Consider the following 20560-nt stretch of genomic DNA (forward strand, 5'->3'; position numbering starts at 1 on the left):
AAATAATCGTCCATTCAGGCCAAGCTCCGTGCCTGATTGGGTCTATACATAACTGTACGCAGTGGGCCGACAACAAGAGGCACAGGCCGTGGACAGCAAGGGTTCGGGCACGAACCTGGCCTTTTGGTTGCCAGGCAGTGCGGTCATCCTGAGTCTGGTGGTATCGATGTTCGCCCTCAACCGCGAACCCTTCCTCGAACCGCGCCCCATCGGTGCGCAGTTCCAGGCGCAACTGCCTATCGAAGCACGGCTCTGGCAGGACCCTTTCGACGCGGTGGAGCGCTATCGCAAAAAGCTCGGCGACAGCAAAAACCCCGATGCCGAGAACGTGTGCAGCCCCGACCTTTCGCCACTGTCCGGCGCAAAACAGGCGCCCGACATCATGGTCGCGCTGGTCGAGGGCGGCCCCTATGCCGATGAGGTCGAGCGACGCCGGCGCATTCGCTATGCCTTGCTCGCCGGCTTCAAGAATTCCCATCGGGTGCCGGATCAGGAGCAGTACATCCACTGCCTGAGACTCGCCGACAACCTGTCCCCCGATGCGCCGCAGAAAAACGCTTTCGTCGACGCGCCCTACGAAGTGTTCATCTCCAACCCCTTCGATCCGCCGACCGCGCTGGAAGGCGCCTCACCACCTGCGGACCGCACGATCGTGTTCTGGTTGAAACAGGACGCCCTCGGTCCGACGCCGTTGCAAAACCTGGAAACCCTGCGCCAGACCCTGAACCACAAAGTCGCTGCGGCGTGCGCGCCCACAGACTGCTCCGAACAACCGGAACGCGCCGTGCTGAAGGTCATCGGCCCTTCGACCTCGACCGTGCTGCGAGACATGTTCCAGGACCAGGACATCGGCAAGGCCACGCCGAATGTCGAAATTTACTCGCCGCTGGCCACCGCCGATAACGAAACGCTGGATCGCGGCTACCAACGGCTGTCGCCGCCGCTGGTCAATCGGCAACCCATGAAGTTGCTGCGCACCGTCAGCGACGACGGCACCATGACCCAATTGATGCTCGACGAGCTGAAGCTGCGCCGCGTCGATCCGGCCGCCGGCGTGCGTTGTAGCGACGGTACCCAGCGCCGGGTCGATTCACCCTGCACGCGCACGCTGCGGCGCAGCGACAACCGCATCGCCTTGATTTCCGAGTGGGACAGTTTCTACAGCCGCGCGCTGATCGAAAGCTTCAAGCTGCAAGTGGCCCGGGACGCGCACCTCAATGACAGCGAAAAGAACCAGCGCGAAGCGGTCGATCAATGGATTTTGCGCTTCAGCTATTTACGCGGCCTGGATGGGCGCCTGCCGGAGGAGTCGGCGAGCACCGACAAGACCGCCAGCAGCGATGCCGGCAAAAACACACTGGGCAGCCCCCCGATCGACCTCAGCCCGCTGGAAAAGGCCGACGGCAATTCTCAGCTCGACTACCTGCGGCGCCTGGCCGACCACATCGCCCGCGAGGACGAGGCCTATCGACGCAATGGCGAAAGCGGCATCGGTGCCATCGGCATCCTGGGCGTCGATGCCTACGACAAGCTGCTGGTGTTGCAGGCACTCAAGAGCCGGATGCCCTACAAACTGTACTTTTCCACCGACCTCGATGCCCGCATGCTGCAACGGGGCCAGGCGCAGACCACCCGCAACCTGATCCTGGCGGCCCCTTACGGCCTCACCCTGACTCGCGCCCTGCAACAAGACGTGCCGCCGTTCCGCGACAGCCTGCAAAGCGCGGTGTTTGTCTCGGTGCTGGCGGCGCTGGCGCCGCAGTCGTTCGAGGTCAAGCGCGCGAAGTTCGACTATTCCAAATCGGAGCTGCTTTCGCCGGGCATTTATGAAGTCGGCATCAGTGGTTTCATTCCACTGGCGACCCGGCTTAGCGCCTCACGCCCGGTCAATTGCCAGGCGCCGACCCAATCGCAATCCGATCGCGGCATCCGCCCCCACGACCTGATGGCCCTGCGCTGCCTCCAGGACCCTTCGCCACCGCCCTACCCCGAACCGTCGCCGTCGATCCGCGAGCGCTTCAAACAAACCCAGTCCTTTTTCTGGGCCGGGCCGCTGACGTTCTCCTTGCTGATGATCGCCAGTTTTATCCTCTGGTGGCGGATCGAAGGTCCGCAGGACGATCACGACACGCGGCTGGCCTGGGTGCGCGGCGTGCCGATCAGCCTGTTCATGGTCGCGGCGGTGTGCGCCTTCATCGCCACACGGTTTTGGCATGCGGAGTTTCTCTGGTTCACCTTCGTGTTGATCCTGCTGGGCATCCTGTCATTGAACCTGACCCGGCGTTCCACCCGAAAACTGGCGCTGGCCGAAGATCCGATGGCCAGTCCTGTCCCGGCCTTCTACGACGCCTGGGTGTGGTACATCGTGGTTCCGCTGGTGATGTTCATCCTCGCGCTGATGCTGGCGTACCAGATGCGCAGCACCCTGACCGACAATGGCCTGGGCGAGCCGATGTTCCTGTTCGAAGGCATCAGTGCCTGGCCGACCGTGGCGTTGCGCTTGCTGGCGGTGCTGATATCCATCTCGGCATTGACCTGGGGCTGGCGCAAGTTGCGCATCAACCGCGCCGAGATCGAAACCACCTTCCATTTGCGCCTGCACATGCGCAAATACGAGATGACCTTATGGGGTCAGGTCCGACGCTTGCTGCGCCGAGGCAGAGGCTGGAGCGTGCGGCGCTGGTGCAATGAACTGGGTCACTGGTTGCTGCTGATATTTTTCCCGTTGATGAGCGCCAGCGAAGACTGGTCAAAACCCTGTGCGTCGGCCCAGGTCAATTGCACCGACGGGCGCAAGATGATCTCCATTGCAAGGTTCTGGGGTGAGCATTGCATCTGTGGTTCATTCGGTGCGCGCATGCTGCGGGCGGGACTCGCGACCTGGTTTTACGTGGTCGTGACCAGCGTGCTGTTTGTCGTCTGGCCCATGGAAGGCATGCCCGTTCGCGGTCAATCGATCTGGTGGATGGTGAGCTGGCTGATTCCCACCCTGACCTTCCAGGTGTTGGTGTTCTGGGTCATGGACGCCAATCTGCTGTTGACCCGATTTATCCGCCATCTCAGCGAGCATCACGCGATCTGGCCGGGTTCGTTGCAGGCCGAGCACAAGAAAATCTTCGGAACGCTCAAGCACCCCTGCATCGATGAGTGGGTGGATATGCAGCTGATCGCCAAGCGCACCTCGGCCGTCAACCGACTGATCTACGCGCCGACGGTGGTCATGTTGATCCTGGTGGCCTCACGCAGCAGCCTGTTCGACAACTGGCCGACACCGCCCGGCCTGGTCATTTCGTACCTGGTCACGGCGCTGTTGCTGCTCGGTTCCGCGCTGTCGCTGCGACGCGCCGCCGAAAAGGCCCGCACCCGGGCCTTGCAACGACTCGACGCCTACCTGCTGGAAACCCAGGAAACCACGCCCTGCTACGGCAAGTTCAAGATGATCCGCGAGCGGGTGGCGACGCTCAATACCGGCTCCTTCTCACGCTATGCCGAAGACCCGCTGATCAAGGCCTTGCTGTTGTCGCTGACCGGGATTGGCGGTTCGGCGATTGTCGATGCGTTGAATTTTGCGAAGTTCTGAGGGTAAGCCCCTCGGACCGGAAGCCTTGCGATTGCTGTTGCGCAGCAATCGCAAGGCTCATGTCCCCTGATTATTTCACCGCGACTGGCGTCCATTCGAACCGATAGGACCTGGGGGACGGTCCTGGCTGGCATTGACCGTTATCGGCATCGGCGCCGACGAGCGACCACTGTGCACGGGAGTTCTCGCCCAGTTCATGGGCGGCCTTGGGCTTGAAGCACCGGGTCAGGACTTCGTCCGGCACCAGGGCATAATCCTGAGGATGTTCACGCAGCCATTGTGCGGCCCTTTCGACCGTGGAGTTGTCCATGCCGAAATGCACGATTGGCTGACGGGCGAACAACCAGTGCCCCTCCTCCCAATTGACCAGCACCAGGTCCGCACCGTGGCTCATGGTCGCGGCCTGGGCCATGATCGCCTGATCCGGATTGACGCCATCGGCGAACGGTTCGATAAACCCGCGGGCGAACCACAGCACGAACCAGCCCGCCACCAGGGCCGGAAATACCCGGCGCAGGCGCGGACGCCGCTTGAACCAGCGCTGCAGCAGCCAGGGAATCAGCGGCGCAGCCGCCAGTACCAGCCCCGGTAGCGCCGGGTAGATGTACAACTTGCGTTTACCGGCACTGATGCAAAAGAACAGCACCACCAGCGCCACCCAACCGAGCAGCACCAGCACCCGGCCGTCACGCTTTTGCAACTGACGGCGCCAGGCTGGCACCAGCCATGGCAAGGCCAGTACCAAAGGCAGCCAGTATTGCGGAATGACGTTGGTGAAGAAGTACCAGAACGGTTCACGGTGATGCCACGAGTTGGCGTAGCGTCCGGCGGTCTGGCGCAGGAGGATTTCCCGGGCATAGGCCACCTCGTCAGCGGAGCCATTGAGCACGATGGACAAGGTCAGGGGTAACAGCCAGACCGCAATCGCCGCCAGCATTACCAGCAACCCGAGCCACCATTTGCGCGCCTGGCCCGGCATGGCCACCACGCCCGACCAATCCTTGCGTACCGCATAGGCATAAGGGATCAGCATCAGCGCCGGCAGAAAGCCCACGCCTTTGGTGATCACGCCGATGCCCATGCCCGCACAGCCTACGTAGAACCAGCGCCATGCCGGCCCCAGCAACAGATGACGGGCCAGGCCGTACAGGCCCAGGGAAGTGAACAGAATCAGAAAGCTGTCGATCTGCCCGGTACGCAGGATGCTGTAGGTCTGGTAGGTCGCCAGGTACAACAGCGCGGCAATGCGCCCGATGCGGTGGTTCCACAGCCGGCGGCCGAGGTCATAGACCATCGCCGTGACGGTCACCGCAGAAAACAGCCCCGGAATATACAACGCGATGTTGGGTTTACCCGTGAGCCAGGTGAAGAACGCCACCGTCCACATGAAGATCGGCGGCTTGTCGCCGTAGATCTCCCCGGCGCGATGGGGAATCAGCCATGAACCGTTGTGCAGCATTTCCAGGGCCACGCCGAGGAAACGTTCTTCATCGACGTTCTGCGCTTGACGCAGCCCCAGGCCGGCACCGACCAAAAACAGGGCGAGCAGCATCAGGCCCAGGCATTCGACGCGGGGCGACAGGGTTCGACGCATGATTTATTCCTTGAGGTGTTTGCTTTTCGCAATCAATTGCAGGTTGCGCAGATACACGATGGAGCCAAAGGCCTGACCGGCAATGAACACCGGGTCCTGTCGGTAAATGGCGTAAGCAAACAGCAAGGTGCTGCCGACAATACTCAAGTACCAGAAGCTCACCGGAATCACGCTGCGTTTTTTGTACTCGCTGTACAGCCACTGCAGAACGAAACGGCCGGTGAACGCAATTTGCCCGGCAAAGCCGACCACCAGCCACAGCACTTCGCGCGACAGGGTCATCCCTCGATCTCCTGGGCATGGGTGTTCAGCCGCGTGCGCTTGATCAACCACCACACCCCGAAGAGGTCGAGAATGCCGACAAGGGCGCGGTCGATATTTCCGTACTTGGACACGCCGGCAGTGCGGTGCCGGTGGTTGACCGGATGGACGACCATTCGGCCATTGTGGCGCTGGATCAGTGCTGGAATGTACCGATGCATGTGATCGAAGTACGGCAGGCGCAAAAACGCCGCGCGTTGAATCAGTTTCAAGCCACAGCCAGTGTCTGGCGTAGCGTCCTTGAGCAGGCGGCTGCGCAGGCCATTGGCGAAACGCGAAGCCCAGCGCTTGCTCGCCGTGTCGCGGCGGTTGACCCGGTGGCCCGCTACCAGTTGCAAATCACCATTGGCTGGCTGGTTACGCACCAGCGCCAACATGCCCGGGATGTCCGCCGGGTCGTTCTGCCCGTCGCCATCGAGGGTCGCCAGCCACTGCCCGCGAGCCGCCTGTGCCGCGTGGTACAGCGAAGTGCTTTGGCCCAGCGAGCGATCATGATGCAGGATGCGTAACTGGCTCAGACCATTGTTTTTGGCCTGCTGCAGTTCGTGCAAGGTGGCATCGGTACTGCCATCGTCGACCACGATGATTTCATAAGACTCGTCGGCCAGCGCCACGCGGACTTCCTCAAGCAAGGGCTTGAGATTGTTCGCTTCGTTCTTCGCTGGGATCAGTACCGATACAAAAATGTCCTGGCTCATGGTGTCTCCCTCGCCTTGTGGTTTTTCCGCTGTCAAAGGCGAACGTTTCAAATTTGATAAAACTGCCGATACCACTTCACAAACGCCCCGACGCCGGCTGCAACCGGGACTTGGGGGCGGAAGTCGACCCACTCTGCCAGGGCCGACACGTCGGCCCAGGTCTTGACCACATCGCCAGCCTGCAGCGGTAGATAGTTGCGTTGGGCTTGCATACCCAGCGCCGCTTCCAGGCAGTCGACGAACTCCAGCAGCGCCACTGGCTGGCCGCGACCGATATTGAACAAGCGGTTGACACCTTCGCCCGCCCCGGTCGATACCGGTGGCCGCGTGCGCAATCGGGCGATGCTTTCGACGATGTCGTCGATGTACGTGAAGTCCCGTGCCATCTGGCCCTGATTGTAGATATCGATCGGCCGGCCTTTGAGCATCGCCTCGGTAAACTTGAACAGCGCCATGTCCGGCCGCCCCCACGGTCCGTAAACCGTAAAGAAACGCAGCCCACTGGCCTTCAATCCGTATAGATGGCAATAGCTCTCGGCGAGCAGCTCATTGGCGCGCTTGGTCGCGGCATACAAGGAAATGGGATGATCGACCGCGTCCTCGACACTGAACGGCATTTTGCTGTTACTGCCGTACACCGAGCTGCTCGAGGCGTAGATCAGATGCTCAGGGCGATGGTACCGGCAGGCCTCCAGCACATTGAGAAAGCCGACCAGATTCGATTGCGCGTAAACATCGGGATTATCCAGCGAATAGCGCACTCCGGCTTGTGCGGCCAGATGCACCACTTCGCTAAACGGCTGATCGCGAAACAACGCCATCAACGCCGGCTTATCGACTATGTCCATTTTCTCGAAACGAAAGCCCGGCAAGCACTCCAGTTCCTTGAGTCGTGCGCGCTTGAGCGTGACGTCGTAATAGTCATTGAGGTTGTCGATGCCAACCACTTCATGTCCGTCCAGGCATAGACGCCGGGCGGTGTGAAATCCAATGAACCCGGCGACGCCGGTGACGAGAACCGTCACCGGCCAGTACGCCACGATGACGCACCGACCGGTGCAGTGTTGCTGCTCAATACCCACGCCTGCTTCATGCTTCTGTTCCTGCCCATGACGTTTCTAATGCGTGACTCCGTCATGAAGCTTGTAAAACAGAAATGTTTCAGTTTCGGTGGTTCAGAAAAACTTCGAAGGATTTTTTTACGCGTCAATCGGATTATTTCGCATCCCCGTCACGGGGCTTATAAAACCGGAACAAGCCGATTTCAGCGGTTTTGACGTACTTGTCAGCCCAGTCGGGCTTGACGGTACGGTCGTGAAAATACAACGCGCCGCCCGTGTGGTCCGGCAATTGTTTGTTCAGCGCCTTGCGTGCGATTTCCTTGGCGATCGCGTAGGGAGCCTCCTCCTGAGCCGAATCGGGCTTGCCGTCACACCACCAGGAGAACTGGCAGCTCTTGGTTTCCGAGCCTTGCTTGACCACGGCACACACCGTATCCGGGAAGCCTTCGTGACCCAGTCGGTTCATCACCACATTGGCGACGGCCTCCATGTCGGTGGAGTCCTTGCCCTTGGCCTCCCAGTAGATGGAACGGGCCAGACAGGTGATCGCGTCGTCCAAGGGTGCTTTGCCCGCCGGATCGACCGCCTGGACTTCAGGTTGAGTAATGGCTTGAGACTTGGGTGCCGGTGCCGGGCTGCTGTTATCCGCGGCCTTTTGCTCCAGGACCTCGGCCTTGTCTTTGGCGACTTGTTGTTTTTGATCCTGATCACCGGCGAAGGCCGGGCCGACCAGCAGCGTTATTGCGAGGCAGGTTGCAATCCAGTCGAGGCGCATGATGGGAAGAACTCAGTGGGCAGTATCGACTCAGTGTAGTAGTGAACGGATTGCATGCCCCCCACAACATTCTGGAAAATCCATTGCCTTTGATGGGGTAACTTCGCGCATCATGGGCGCAGTCAGCTCTAGGGGGATTTCCATGCGTTCACTATCATCCGCAATGCGCTTTGCCGGGTTGTCACTGGGTCTGCTGTTTGTCTCCACCGCGATGGCGGGTGAGGAGTCACAGCTGATCGAATCGATCAATGCCTACCGCAGCCAGCTGCAACGGTGCGCCGGTTCAGTGTCGTCGGAGCTGCCGCCGCTGTCGGCCGACCCGCGCCTGGCGCTGTCCGCCACCAGCATCGGCAATTTGCAGCAGGCCATGGTGACCGCCGGTTACCCCATGAAGAACGTGCAGGCGATCAGCCTGTCCGGGCCCCGTGATGCGGCCTCGGCGATGAAAGCGATACAGGAGAGTTTTTGCCAGATCGTGCTGGACCCGCAATTCGTCGATGTCGGTGTCAGCCATCAGGACCGTGACTGGCGAATCGTTGTCGCCCGTCCGTTGCTCAGCGCCCGCCTGGGTGACTGGCAGACCGAAGGCCAGAAACTGCTGGCCGAACTCAACATCGCTCGCAGCAAAGCGCGCCAATGTGGCACGCAGCCCTTCGGCGCCACCGCGCCGCTGACCTGGAACGCCACGCTGGCGACCGCCGCCGAAGCGCACGCGCGCAACATGGCCAATAAAAACTTCTTCGACCACAAGGACCCGGATGGCCGCACACCGGGCGACCGGGCGGAACTGGCGGGCTACGACTTCCAGCAGATCGGCGAGACCATCGCCGCCGGGCAAGACACCGTGCGCAAGGTGGTCGATGGCTGGATGGCCAGCCCCGGCCATTGCGCCAACGTGATGAACCCGCTGTTCCGGGATCTCGGCGCGGCCTACGCGACCGATCCGAAAAGCGATGCGGGAATTTACTGGACGGTGATGTTCGGGGCGCAATAAGAACCGAACCTGAAACGACCTCTGTGGCGAGGGAGCTTGTCGGACCGTTATCACCGACAAGCCCGCTCCCACATCGATTCTCGCGCCGGACGTTGACGGTGACCTGATTGAGGTCATCGATCGTTTAATGAAGAAAAGACCAGGAATGCGCGTTAAATATCGCGTTATCGCTCGTTGCGAGCCCGCTGCCGACGATAACCCAGAGGATTTTTTATCGTTATTTATCAACAACTTAAACAATTGAAAAGCCAATTATTGAAGGAAAACAGCGCTTCATAGATGCCGTCGATCAACCGGTTACTCAGAGTGATTGGACGTTCTCCCGAGTTGCACTTAGCCTCCCCTCAACAAATCCGCACATCACGTCATTCGTCACTGCAGGAGCGAGCTCGCTGCTGCAGGTTTTGCGGCTACTCATTCAATGCGTATGAGGAAATCATGTCAGAGCGAATCTTGGTCGATGGGTTCTCCCGGCGGGTGGACTACCTGCGCATGTCGGTCACCGATCGCTGCGATTTCCGTTGCGTGTATTGCATGGCCGAGGACATGCAGTTCCTGCCCCGGCAGCGAGTGCTGACCCTGGAAGAGATCTATCAGGTGGCCCACAGCTTCGTCGCACTGGGCACCCGCAAGATCCGCCTGACCGGGGGCGAACCGCTGATCCGCCCGGGTGTGGTGCAACTGTGCCAGAAGATCGCCGCCCTGCCCGGCCTGCGCGAACTGTGCATGACCACCAACGGTTCGCAGTTGGCCAGACTGGCTGATCCGCTGTTCGAGGCCGGGGTCAAGCGCCTCAACATCAGCCTCGATTGCCTCGACCCGCAACGCTTTCGCGAACTGACCCGCACCGGTGACCTGGCGCAGGTCATCAAAGGCATCGACGCCGCCAACAAGGCCGGTTTTCGCAACACCAAGCTCAACTGCGTGGTGATGAAGGGCCGCAACGATCACGAGATCAATGACCTGGTGAGCTTTGCCATCGACCGTAACCTGGACATCTCCTTCATTGAAGAAATGCCCTTGGGCACCCTCCACGAACACAGCCGCGCCGAGTCGTTTTTCTCCAGCGCCCAGGTACGTGAAAAAATCGCCGAACGGTACACTTTGATTGATTCCGCCGAGTCGACCCAGGGCCCTTCGCGCTACTGGCGCCTGGCCGAAGCGCCGCACATTCGCCTGGGGTTCATTTCGCCCCACAGCCACAACTTTTGCGGCACCTGCAACCGGGTACGGCTGACCGTGGAGGGACGCCTGCTGCTGTGCCTGGGCAACGAGCACGCCGTCGACCTCAAAGCTGTCTTGCGCAGCCACCCCGGCCAGCCCGAACGCCTGGAACACGCCATCATCGAGGCGATGAAACTCAAACCTTATCGGCACCATTTCGAAGTGAACGACGATGTCCAGGTGGTTCGCTTCATGAACATGACAGGCGGCTGAAAGACCATGATCGTCAGACCCAAACCCAACCTGATCGGTGTCCTGACGTCACTCAAGGGGTCGATCGCCAAGCGCATTGCCCTGCGCAGCCTGATGGTGACGTTGCTGGCCTCGGCCATCGTGCTGATCGAAACGCTGCACCCCAGCTACTTTTCCAAGGTTCAGCGGGCAAACACTGACGCAGGTTGGCCACGACCTGCCCACCGACGCCATCGTGCGCAACATCGAACGCGACGTCCTCGACGCACTGGGCGTGACGGAACTGCCGCCACAACTGGAACCGGTGGATTTTGTCCTGAACTGAAAAGCAAACCTGTGGGAGCGCGGGCTCCCCGCGATGGCGGTCGGGTAAAACCGACTGTTCAAAGCGCCGCTTCATGGCTACAGTCACCGGCTCAAAGCGCCCCAGCACAAGGAACATTCGCTTGAGCCTCACGCCCGCCCCCAACAGCGCCCCCGAACTGACCAAGCCTGCGCCGATCAGCCTCGGTGAAGCGTTCCGATTCTGGCTCAAGCTCGGCTTCATCAGCTTCGGCGGGCCGGCCGGACAGATTTCGATCATGCACCAGGAACTGGTCGAGCGCCGCCGCTGGATCTCCGAGCGACGCTTCCTGCATGCCCTCAACTACTGCATGTTGCTGCCCGGCCCCGAGGCCCAGCAACTGGCGACTTACCTGGGCTGGCTGATGCACCGTACCTGGGGTGGCGTGATCGCCGGTGCGCTGTTTGTGCTGCCGTCGCTGTTCATCCTGATTGCCCTGTCCTGGGTGTACATCGCCTTCGGGGAAGTGCCGGTGGTGGCCGGGCTGTTTTACGGGATCAAGCCGGCGGTGACCGCCATTGTGCTGCAAGCCGCGCACCGGATCGGCTCCCGTGCGCTGAAGAACGGCTGGATGTGGGCGATCGCCGCAGCGTCATTCGCCGCGATCTTCCTAGGCAACGTGCCGTTTCCGCTGATCGTGCTGGGCGCGGCCATCATCGGTTACTTCGGCGGACGCCTGGCACCGGAGAAATTCAGTACGGGCGGCCACGGCGCCGCGAAAAAATCCTTCGGCCCGGCGTTGATCGACGATGACACGCCGCCCCCCGGACATGCCCGTTTCAGTCGCTGGAACCTATTGCGCCTGGCGCTGATCGGCGCGGTGTTGTGGACCCTGCCGATGGCGACCCTCACCGCCCTGTTCGGCTGGGAAGGCACGCTGACGCAAATGAGCTGGTTCTTTACCAAAGCGGCACTGCTGACCTTCGGCGGTGCCTACGCGGTGCTGCCCTATGTGTATCAGGGCGCGGTCGGCCACTATGGCTGGCTGACGCCGACGCAAATGATCGACGGCCTGGCGCTGGGCGAAACCACGCCGGGGCCGCTGATCATGATCGTGGCCTTCGTCGGTTTTATCGGTGCCTATGTCCATCAAGTGTTCGGCCCTGATCAGGCTTTTGTCGCCGGCGCCCTCGCGGCCACGCTGGTGACCTGGTTCACTTTCCTGCCTTCGTTCCTGTTCATCCTCGCCGGCGGGCCACTGGTGGAGTCCACCCATAACGAACTGAAATTCACCGCGCCACTGACGGCGATCACTGCCGCGGTGGTCGGCGTGATTCTCAACCTGGCGTGCTTTTTTGGTTATCACGTGCTGTGGCCCAAGGGCTTCGCCGGGCAACTGGACTGGCCTTCATTGCTGATCGCCATCGCGGCCGCCATCGCCTTGCTTCGGTTCAAGCGCGGGGTCATCGAAGTGTTGTTCGGTTGTGGCCTGATCGGACTGGTCGTGCACCTGCTGCGCTGAATCAAAGATTTACATGTGCCCCGTTCACCCCTAGTATCCAGCCATCCCCGGATGGCTGTTTACCGGCCACCGACGTTTTCCTTCTGGAAACATGAGTCATGCGCACTTCGCCGTCAGAGCCCCACTTGCTGGATGTCTCGATCCTGACCCCCTCGCGGCTGGTCGCGGATGGCATTGCCTGATGAAACGCATCGTCAACCTCCCCATGGCCCTGCGCCGCTCAAAACTGCGTCACTCCGCACGCCCGCCGGATAGCGCCCTGCTCGCCTGATCGCGTCTTCGACGCATCGAGCCCCCAGCCTTTTTGCTATCGCTGCCCGCACGCAACGGATCTTTGTCCGTGCCCGTGCCGCGGCCCGAATCCGTGCGTCCGCGGGACGCCAACGTGAGTGACGAACCATGAAATTCGCAGCCCTTGAAGATGCCCAACGCTTTCTGGCGAACAACCCCGATATCGACATGATCGAGCTGTTCATCCTCGATGCCAACGGCGTGCCACGCGGCAAGCTGTTGCACCGCGAAGAACTGCTGGCGGTGTATGAAAGCGGTCGTCCGCTGCCCAGCACCATCCTCGGCCTGACCTTGCAGGGCGAAGACGTCGAGAACTCCGGGCTGGTGTGGGACGTCGGCGACATCGACTGCCGCGCCTACCCGCTCGAAGGCAGCCTGGTGCGCTTGCCATGGCGGCAGATTCCGACGGCGGCGGTGCAGGTCAGCATGCACCCGCAAGAAGGCATGCCGGCGAGCATCGCCGACCCGCGTCACCTGCTGATCAAGGTCATCGACGGCCTCAAAGCCGAGGGTTACCACCCGGTGATGGCCTGCGAGCTGGAGTTCTACCTGCTGGACAGCAAGCGCGATCACAACGGTCGCCCGCAACCGGCGCTGGACGCTGACGGCGGTCGTCCACGGCACACTCAGGTCTATGGCCTGCGCGAGCTGGAACAGATCGAACCGTTCCTCGCCGACCTCTATGCCGCGTGCAAACTGCACGACATTCCGGCGCGCACGGCGATTTCCGAATACGCCCCGGGCCAGGTGGAAATCACCCTGGAACACGGCGATGCCTTGCTGGCGATGGACCAGGCCGTGCGGTACAAGCGGCTGGTGAAAGCCGTCGCCCACAAGCACGGCATGCAGGCGACGTTCATGGCCAAACCGTTCGACGACCTGGCCGGCACCGGTATGCACATGCACGTCAGCATCGCCGACGCCGAAGGTCGCAACCTGTTCGCCTCCGAGGACCCGGCCGGCACCCCGCTGCTGCGTACTGCCATCGGCGGCATGCTCGCCTCGCTGCTCGATTCGTTGCTGCTGTTCTGCCCCAACGCCAACTCCTACCGGCGTTTCCAGGCCAACAGCTATGCGCCCCTGGCACCGACCTGGGGCGTCGATAACCGCACGGTCAGCCTGCGCGTGCCGGGCGGCCCGGCCAACAGCCGGCACATCGAACACCGCATCTGCGGCGCCGACGCCAACCCGTATCTGGCGGCGGCGGCAATCCTGGCCGGCATTCATCGCGGCATCCGTGAAAACCTCGATCCGGGCGAACCGGTGCAAGGCAACGGTTACGCGCAAGCCACGCAATTGCTGCCCACCGACTGGCTGACGTCCCTGACGGCACTGGAGAACTCGGCCTGGGCGCGGGATGCACTGGGTCAGGAATTTCTAGGGGTTTATCTGGCGATCAAGCGTGCCGAGTATCGGCAGTTCATGGGCGAAGTGGGTGAGCAGGACTGGCGCTGGTATCTGACTGAGGCGTGAGCCCAATCAGCCCCCACCCCCTGTGGGAGCGAGCCTGCTCGCGATGGCGGTGTGTCATTCACCACTGAGATGACTGACATGGCCTATCGCGAGCAGGCTCGCTCCCACAGGGGTCGCGCTAACGGCTCTTCATTTTTGCCTGGACCCTGACATGACTAACCAACGCTGCAATTCCTACTACACCGCCACCCTCAACCAGGACACCGATTACCCGACCCTGCAAGGCCAACACCGGGTTGACGTGGTGATCATCGGCGGCGGCTTCACCGGCGTCGCCACCGCCGTCGAACTGGCGGAAAAAGGCCTGAAAGTCGCCATCGTCGAAAGCCACAAGATCGGCTGGGGCGCCACCGGTCGCAACGGTGGCCAGGTCACCGGCAGCCTCTCGGGCGACGAAGCCATGCGCAAGCAGATGCGCCGCACCCTCGGCGAAGACGTCGACGATTTCATCTGGCACCTGCGCTGGCGCGGGCACCAGATCATCCGGCAACGGGTCGAAAAATACGGCATCGCCTGCGACCTCAAGCACGGTCACCTGCACGCGGCCTACAAGCCAGGCCATATGGCGGGCTTGCGCAAGGATTACGACGAAGCCGTGCGCCGTGGCATGGGCGACGAGGTCAGCCTGCTCGACCGCAGCCAGGTACGCGACCTGCTGCAAAGCGACCTCTACCACGGTGCGATCAAGAACACCCGAAACATGCACCTGCACCCGCTGAACCTGTGCATCGGCGAAGCCCGCGCGGCCGAGAGCCTGGGCGCGCTGATCTTCGAAAACAGCGAAGTGCTGGAGATCATTCACGGCGATGGCCTGAACAAGAGTCCTGGCGTACGCACCGCCCAGGGTCGCATCGACGCCAACCAGGTGCTGCTGGCCGGCGACGTCTACCACAAACTGGAACCGGGCCAACTCAAGGGCAAGATCTTCCCGGCCATGGGCGGCATCGTCACCACCGCGCCGCTGGGCGACCTGGCCAGACAGATCAACCCCGAAGACCTGGCCGTCTATGACTGCCGCTTCGTCCTCGACTACTACCGCCTGACTGCGGACGGTCGTTTGCTGTTCGGTGGCGGCGCCAATTACAGCGGCAAGGATTCACGGGACATCGCGGCCGAGTTGCGCCCCTGCATCGAGCAAACGTTCCCGGCGCTCAAGGGCGTGGCCATCGATTATCAGTGGAGCTGCGCGATGGGCATCGTGATCAACCGCATCCCGCAACTGGGCAAGCTCTCGGACAACGTCTGGTATTGCCAGGGCTACTCCGGGCACGGCATCGCCACCACGCACATCATGGGCGAAATCATGGGCCGCGCGATCACCGGACAACTGGAGCACTTCGACACCTTCGCCGCCTGCCAGCACATCCGCGTGCCCATGGGCGACCTGCTCGGCAACCCGATGCTCGCCGCCGGCATGTGGTACTACCAAATGCTCGAACGCCTGCGCTGAAGCATCCACGGGATACACCTGAATCAGCTGTGGGAGCCAGCTTGCTCCCATAGTTTGCTCAAGCCTCCACCTGCACCACCTCGATGCCCAGCCTGCGGTAATCCTCGATGTTGCCCGTCGCCACATGACGCTCGGTGATCAACGTGTGCACGCGGTTGCAGGGCGCGACGATGAAGGGTTCGACCGCGCCCAGTTTGTCCGCCGTGGTAACTGCGATCACTTGCGAGGCACTGTCGATCAGCGCCTGTTTCACCGGCACCTCATCGAAATGCAGCGAGCTGATGCCCACCTCGGGATGAATCGCGCAGACCCCGGTGAACAGCAGGTCAGCCTTGATTCCCTGCAGCAAGCGAAGGGTCTCGTGGCCACTGACGGACAGGGTCGCCAGGTTGAGTTGCCCGCCCGCGAGAATGACCTTGATGCCTTTGTATTCAGCCAGGGTGATCGCGGTCATCGGCGAAGTGGTGATGGCGGTGATGGAAATGTCCGAGGGCAGCGAGCGCGCGATCTGCAGCGTGGTCGTGCCCGAATCGAACATCACGATCTGGCCGTCCTCCACCCTTTCGGCGGCGAGCTGCGCCAGTCGGGTTTTCACCTCATCGGTTTCGCTGATGCGGGTGAAGTAATCCTTGCCCGTGTCCTTGGGTCGCGGCAGCGCCCCGCCGTGCACCCGCTGCACCAGGCCGGCGTTGTCCAGCTCTGCGAGATCGCGGCGAATGGTGTCTTCGGACACCGCGAAATGCTGGCTCAACCCGGAGGCCATGACCTTGCCGTCGCGCTCGAGGATCAGGAGGATTTTCTGCCGGCGCACATGAGGGAGTTCGGCCGCGGAATGCTGATCATGCATGTTTTTGCCTGTTTATGCGATTAGATGCGTGTTTGTGCGAGATTAGTCAAACAGTGCCTGAAACACAAACAGGACGAGGCCAAGTATCAATTATTTCAATCTTTCAAATCATAAAGGCGAATTTCTTATTTGCGCGTGACCTGTTCAAGATGAGCGCCATCACAAAAAGCAACGGATGGACATCTCATGAATCTCAATTTCGCCTTCGCCTGCATGATCGTGGTCTCGTTTGCCATTGCGCTGGGCCACGCCTGATCTGCGACAACGCTCACTGCGTCATGCAGCGTCGAGCCCCGCTTTTTCCCTGTTAGCGTACGGCTGCTTCCTGTTCCCGGAACAGCCGGATACCACTTCGCTGGCTGGCACCTCACCCAAACCATGCACGCGGCGCCAGCCCTGTCGCGCGCGCGTGCGCAAGAATGATCGAACCCGCCTCGAAACACCCCCCTCAAAAGCCCGCTGACACAACGTGTTTGTTCGCCTCAGCTTGCCCGGCATTCACGCGCGAATAGGCAGGCGTCAGCCCGGGCGACAGGCCCGTGACGGTTTTTCACTGCATGGGGTAAGACAAGGGTACACGCTGCGTTTTTGATACGCAGAGGGGAGAAAAAACGCGGTTGAAGCACAAGCGGTGTGCTGTTTAGAGGACACCCAGAGGGTTGACAGCCTCAGTTGCTGGCAACGTGATCCACGTTGCCAGTCATCACCAGCGCCTTGAGCGACGCATCGAACTGTTTCAGCGCATTCACCTGCAACTCGGTTTGCTCGTTGATTTGCGCGGCAATCTGCGGAGCGGCTTTGCCATGCACCCACACCGAGGGCATTTGCTTGGCGCGTGAGCCTTCAGCCTGGCCGATGTATTGCAGGTTCGCATCGTAGAACCTGGCGACAAACCGCGCTTCGACCTGGTCGTTGCGCTTGGACACCAGGCGGCTGTAGGTGTCGAGCATCACCACCACATCGGGATGCGCCTGCACGGCGGCGTCGAGGTTGTCGTAGACCGTCACCGAGGCGAACTGTTTCTGCAGCGACCCCATCAACCAGTTGATCGCACGCTGCGGATCGGAACTGTCGACGAACGCCTTGCCGATCTGCGGATTCATCTGCGGGTTCTTCGCGCCATTGATCGCAACGGCGTGGTAGCTCTCGAGGTATTGCTGGGTGTTGACGGTGTTTTCGCTGTAAAGCACCGCCACCGATTGCGCGTGCTGCAGGCTGGCGACGCTGTCGGTGATCGGCGGGAAATGGCAGGACAAATCGGCGGCAACGGCCGGGACGGTGGCGGCAACGCTGCCGGTGAACACGGCGACAAAAGCCAGCAGGTTTGAAATTCTCATCGCGCTGATTCCTTCAAAGGCGAGATCGGTATAACGCTATCCTCCTCCAATGACAGAAAAACAGAACTTGCATTCTTTAATGATGAATATCGACCAAATGAATGGTTGCCATCAGGACCCTGCGCTACCGACGACAGTGCCCCCCTTCAGGCCTGATCTGGCGGTCTGCAAAAATTGCAGACATTTCGTCACAACGGCCAATGACGATCATTCGGTTGATCGAGCCGCGCGGATTTGCAGTGCCCAAGGGCTACGGGCAACCTTGAGACGAAAAAAAGCCCGCAGGACTGCGGGCTTTCTCTGGGGCTGAAGCTGATCGCTTCAACTGCCGATCAATGGGATTTTTTTGTTCCCGATGGCCCGGCATGACTCAGCCCTTTGGTGTTGTGATCACCGGGCGTGGTAGCCGAGATCGCGGTGGCCTTGGTTATGCCGCGGGTGTCTTTGGAATGGGCGACACCTGAGGTCGTGCTGCCATGACCGCGATCATCATTTCGCTCACTGCCATAGTGCTTGCCGCTGATGCCATGGTCGCGAACGGCTTTGCCGGCGTGGTCGCTGTCCAGCCCGTTAGCGCGGCCGTTGCTGTCGGCGTGGCCTGAGCCGGCGTGGCTGCCACCTGCACCACCGCCCGCTCCACCGCCATGACCGCCACCGTTGCCACCGCCATTGCCACCGCCGTGTCCACCCCCTTCCCTGGCGGAAGCGGTGTTGATGACCGACAGATCATTCGGGAGTAAAGGGGCGGCCGCCAACATCAAGGCGCAGGACATGACGGCTACAAGACTCTTGTTTTTTAAAAGCATGATTGCTTCCGTAGGGGGTTGATATCGCGACCTTTATGACGCGATATCCCCCCGGCAGTTCAAGTTTGACGATAGACGGCCCCATTGCCTCATCGCCCACTCGGGACGCCGGGTGGAAGCGGTTTGCCCTGGGCGGAATCACGCGCCCCAAGCTGCGGGGCCAAAGGCACTGCATCAGTTATTTATACTCAAATGCCAGCTTAATAATATTTTACCGATATCAGGGTGATCCCTAGTCTTGACCCCAAGAGATGGCAGGCCACATGCGGTTTGAATCCAACTTCAAAGGGTATTGAGATGACCACTGTAAAAATAAAAACAGATACGCTGATTGTGGGCGCCGGTCAGGCGGGTGTGGCCATGAGCGAGCACCTGAGCAAACTGGGTGTGCCGCATCTGGTGCTGGAGCGTAACCGCATCGCCGAACGCTGGCGCTCCGGCCGCTGGGATTCGCTGGTGGCCAATGGCCCGGCCTGGCACGACCGTTTTCCCGGCCTGGCATTCGACGACCTGAGCCCTGACAGCTTTGCCCCGAAAGAGCGGGTGGCCGACTACTTCGAAGCCTACGCGAAAAAATTCAACGCGCCGATCCGCACCGGCGTCGATGTGTTGAAGGTCGAGCGCAATGTCGGTCGCCCCGGTTTCACCATCGAAACCTCCGAAGGCGTGATCGAAGCCGCCCGCGTGGTCGCCGCCACCGGTCCTTTCCAAAACCCGGTCATCCCGCCGATCGCGCCGAAAGATCAGCCATTGCTACAGATGCACTCGGCTGATTACCGCAACCCTGGGCAATTGCCTGAGGGCGCCGTTCTGGTCGTCGGCGCCGGCTCGTCGGGGGTGCAGATTGCCGACGAGTTGCAGCGTACGGGCAAGCAGGTCTACCTCTCGGTAGGCGCCCACGATCGCCCTCCCCGCGCCTACCGCAACCGTGATTTCTGCTGGTGGCTGGGGGTGCTGGGCGAGTGGGACCAAGCGGCGATGAAGCCCGGTCGGGAACACGTGACCATTGCCGTCAGCGGTGCCCATGGCGGGCGGACCGTGGACTTTCGCGGGCTTGCCCATCGCGGCATGACCCTGGTCGGCCTGACCCAGTCGTTCGACGGCAGCGTGGCGACTTTCCAGCCGAACCTGGCCGAGAACCTGGCCCGGGGCGATGAGAACTATCTGGCGCTGCTCGATGCCGCCGACGCCTACATCGAGCGCAACGGCCTGGACCTGCCGCAAGAACCGGAAGCACGGATTACCTTCCCCGATCCCGAGTGCGTGACCCATCCGATCCTGCAGCTGGACCTGGCCAAGGCCGGCGTGACCTCGATCATCTGGGCCACCGGTTTTGCCACCGATTACAGCTGGCTGAAGGTCAACGCCTTCGACGCCAACGGCAAGCCGCAGCACCAGCGCGGCGTATCGAGCGAGCCCGGGGTGTATTTCCTCGGTCTGCCGTGGCAGTCGCGACGCGGTTCGTCGTTTATCTGGGGCGTCTGGCACGACGCCAAGTACGTGGCTGACCAGATCGCCATCCAGCGTTCCTACCTCGACTACCACGATGCGGCGCAACGGCAGGCCGAAGCGGCCCCGGTTGCCCTTGAAACCACGGTCAGTGCCTAAGCCTTTTTCTGTCAGGAGCATCAAATGTCCACGCCAACCCATACCCGCATTCGCATGTTCAACACCAAGCAAACCTACCCGAACCAGAGCCTGGACAACGACCTGTGCCAAGCGGTCCGGGCCGGCAACACCGTCTATGTGCGCGGCCAGGTCGGTACTGATTTCGAAGGCAACCTGGTGGGCCTGGGTGATCCTCGGGCGCAAGCCGAGCAAGCCATGCGCAACGTCAAACAGTTGCTGGAAGAGGCCGGCAGCGACCTGAGCCACATCGTGAAAACCACCACCTACCTGATCGACCCGCGTTACCGCGAACCGGTCTACCAGGAAGTGGGCAAGTGGCTCAAAGGCGTGTTCCCGATTTCCACCGGGTTGGTGGTGTCGGCCCTGGGGCAGCCACAGTGGCTGATGGAGATTGATGTGATTGCGGTGATTCCCGAGTAGACCGAGTCGCGGCCATCGCGAGCAGGCTCGCTCCCACAGTTGATCTGCGCTGAACACGACTTT

16 protein-coding genes and 1 pseudogene are annotated in these 20560 nt (G+C 61.3%); 9 read left to right on the forward strand and 8 right to left on the reverse strand.

Annotation, left to right across the window (positions count from 1 at the left end; all coding sequences use genetic code 11):
• Positions 1-88 precede the first annotated feature (88 nt).
• Positions 89-3580 carry a hypothetical protein gene (locus tag ACX3YF_RS26600; protein WP_458974593.1) on the forward strand — a complete coding sequence of 1164 codons (3492 nt, stop codon included), beginning with the start codon at positions 89-91 and terminating at the stop codon, positions 3578-3580.
• Between the two features lie 70 nt (positions 3581-3650).
• On the opposite strand, the gene ACX3YF_RS26605 is transcribed toward ACX3YF_RS26600, so the two are convergent.
• From ACX3YF_RS26605 to ACX3YF_RS26625, 5 genes are all read right to left on the reverse strand, one after another.
• Positions 3651-5174 carry an ArnT family glycosyltransferase gene (locus ACX3YF_RS26605; protein WP_458974594.1) on the reverse strand — a complete coding sequence of 508 codons (1524 nt, stop codon included), beginning with the start codon at positions 5172-5174 and terminating at the stop codon, positions 3651-3653.
• A 3-nt stretch (positions 5175-5177) separates the two neighbouring features.
• Positions 5178-5456: a lipid-A-disaccharide synthase N-terminal domain-containing protein gene (locus tag ACX3YF_RS26610; protein ID WP_454838018.1), complete on the reverse strand. Its 279-nt coding sequence runs from the start codon at positions 5454-5456 to the stop codon at positions 5178-5180.
• Positions 5453-6193: a glycosyltransferase family 2 protein gene (locus tag ACX3YF_RS26615; RefSeq protein ID WP_448646453.1), complete on the reverse strand. Its 741-nt coding sequence runs from the start codon at positions 6191-6193 to the stop codon at positions 5453-5455. Before ACX3YF_RS26615 ends, ACX3YF_RS26610 begins: the two co-directional genes overlap by 4 nt.
• A 47-nt stretch (positions 6194-6240) precedes the next feature.
• Positions 6241-7218, reverse strand: a complete 978-nt coding sequence (locus ACX3YF_RS26620; protein ID WP_458974872.1) for an NAD-dependent epimerase/dehydratase family protein — start codon at positions 7216-7218, stop codon at positions 6241-6243.
• Positions 7219-7408: 190 nt separating this feature from the next.
• Positions 7409-8029 (reverse strand): cell wall hydrolase, encoded by a 621-nt coding sequence (locus tag ACX3YF_RS26625; RefSeq protein ID WP_458945461.1) that lies wholly within the window; start codon positions 8027-8029, stop codon positions 7409-7411.
• A 142-nt stretch (positions 8030-8171) separates the two neighbouring features.
• Between ACX3YF_RS26625 and ACX3YF_RS26630 the strand changes: the two genes are divergently transcribed.
• From ACX3YF_RS26630 to ACX3YF_RS26655, 6 genes and pseudogenes are all read left to right on the forward strand, one after another.
• Positions 8172-9023, forward strand: coding sequence for a CAP domain-containing protein (locus tag ACX3YF_RS26630; protein ID WP_458974595.1), 852 nt, complete (start codon positions 8172-8174; stop codon positions 9021-9023).
• Between the two features lie 438 nt (positions 9024-9461).
• On the forward strand, positions 9462-10460 hold the full coding sequence (moaA, locus tag ACX3YF_RS26635; protein WP_130209169.1) for a GTP 3',8-cyclase MoaA: 999 nt from the start codon (positions 9462-9464) through the stop codon (positions 10458-10460).
• A gap of 6 nt (positions 10461-10466) precedes the next feature.
• Positions 10467-10622 (forward strand): annotated as a pseudogene (locus ACX3YF_RS26640) (bestrophin family protein); the annotation flags it as partial.
• Between the two features lie 263 nt (positions 10623-10885).
• Entirely contained in the window at positions 10886-12244 is a 1359-nt protein-coding gene (gene chrA, locus ACX3YF_RS26645) for a chromate efflux transporter (RefSeq protein WP_458945464.1), read from the forward strand.
• 399 nt (positions 12245-12643) lie between these two features.
• The gene (locus ACX3YF_RS26650; RefSeq protein WP_458974596.1) at positions 12644-14008 is read left to right on the forward strand and encodes a glutamine synthetase family protein; all 1365 of its coding nucleotides are present in this window, start codon (positions 12644-12646) and stop codon (positions 14006-14008) included.
• 151 nt (positions 14009-14159) lie between these two features.
• Positions 14160-15458, forward strand: coding sequence for an NAD(P)/FAD-dependent oxidoreductase (locus ACX3YF_RS26655; RefSeq protein WP_458974597.1), 1299 nt, complete (start codon positions 14160-14162; stop codon positions 15456-15458).
• Between the two features lie 58 nt (positions 15459-15516).
• On the opposite strand, the gene ACX3YF_RS26660 is transcribed toward ACX3YF_RS26655, so the two are convergent.
• From ACX3YF_RS26660 to ACX3YF_RS26670, 3 genes are all read right to left on the reverse strand, one after another.
• Positions 15517-16305: a DeoR/GlpR family DNA-binding transcription regulator gene (locus ACX3YF_RS26660; RefSeq protein WP_448646449.1), complete on the reverse strand. Its 789-nt coding sequence runs from the start codon at positions 16303-16305 to the stop codon at positions 15517-15519.
• A gap of 668 nt (positions 16306-16973) precedes the next feature.
• The gene (locus ACX3YF_RS26665) at positions 16974-17642 is read right to left on the reverse strand and encodes an ATPase (RefSeq protein ID WP_458974598.1); all 669 of its coding nucleotides are present in this window, start codon (positions 17640-17642) and stop codon (positions 16974-16976) included.
• A gap of 332 nt (positions 17643-17974) precedes the next feature.
• Positions 17975-18448: a hypothetical protein gene (locus ACX3YF_RS26670; protein ID WP_458945468.1), complete on the reverse strand. Its 474-nt coding sequence runs from the start codon at positions 18446-18448 to the stop codon at positions 17975-17977.
• A gap of 297 nt (positions 18449-18745) precedes the next feature.
• Here ACX3YF_RS26670 and ACX3YF_RS26675 point away from each other — a divergent pair, with 297 nt between their 5' ends.
• The gene (locus ACX3YF_RS26675; RefSeq protein ID WP_458974599.1) at positions 18746-20056 is read left to right on the forward strand and encodes a flavin-containing monooxygenase; all 1311 of its coding nucleotides are present in this window, start codon (positions 18746-18748) and stop codon (positions 20054-20056) included.
• Positions 20057-20080: 24 nt separating this feature from the next.
• A complete protein-coding gene (locus ACX3YF_RS26680) occupies positions 20081-20497 on the forward strand; it encodes a RidA family protein (protein ID WP_047528033.1) in 417 nt (138 codons plus the stop codon).
• Positions 20498-20560: the final 63 nt, after the last annotated feature.

It is taken from the genome of Pseudomonas fluorescens group sp. PF-69 (assembly GCF_054481235.1).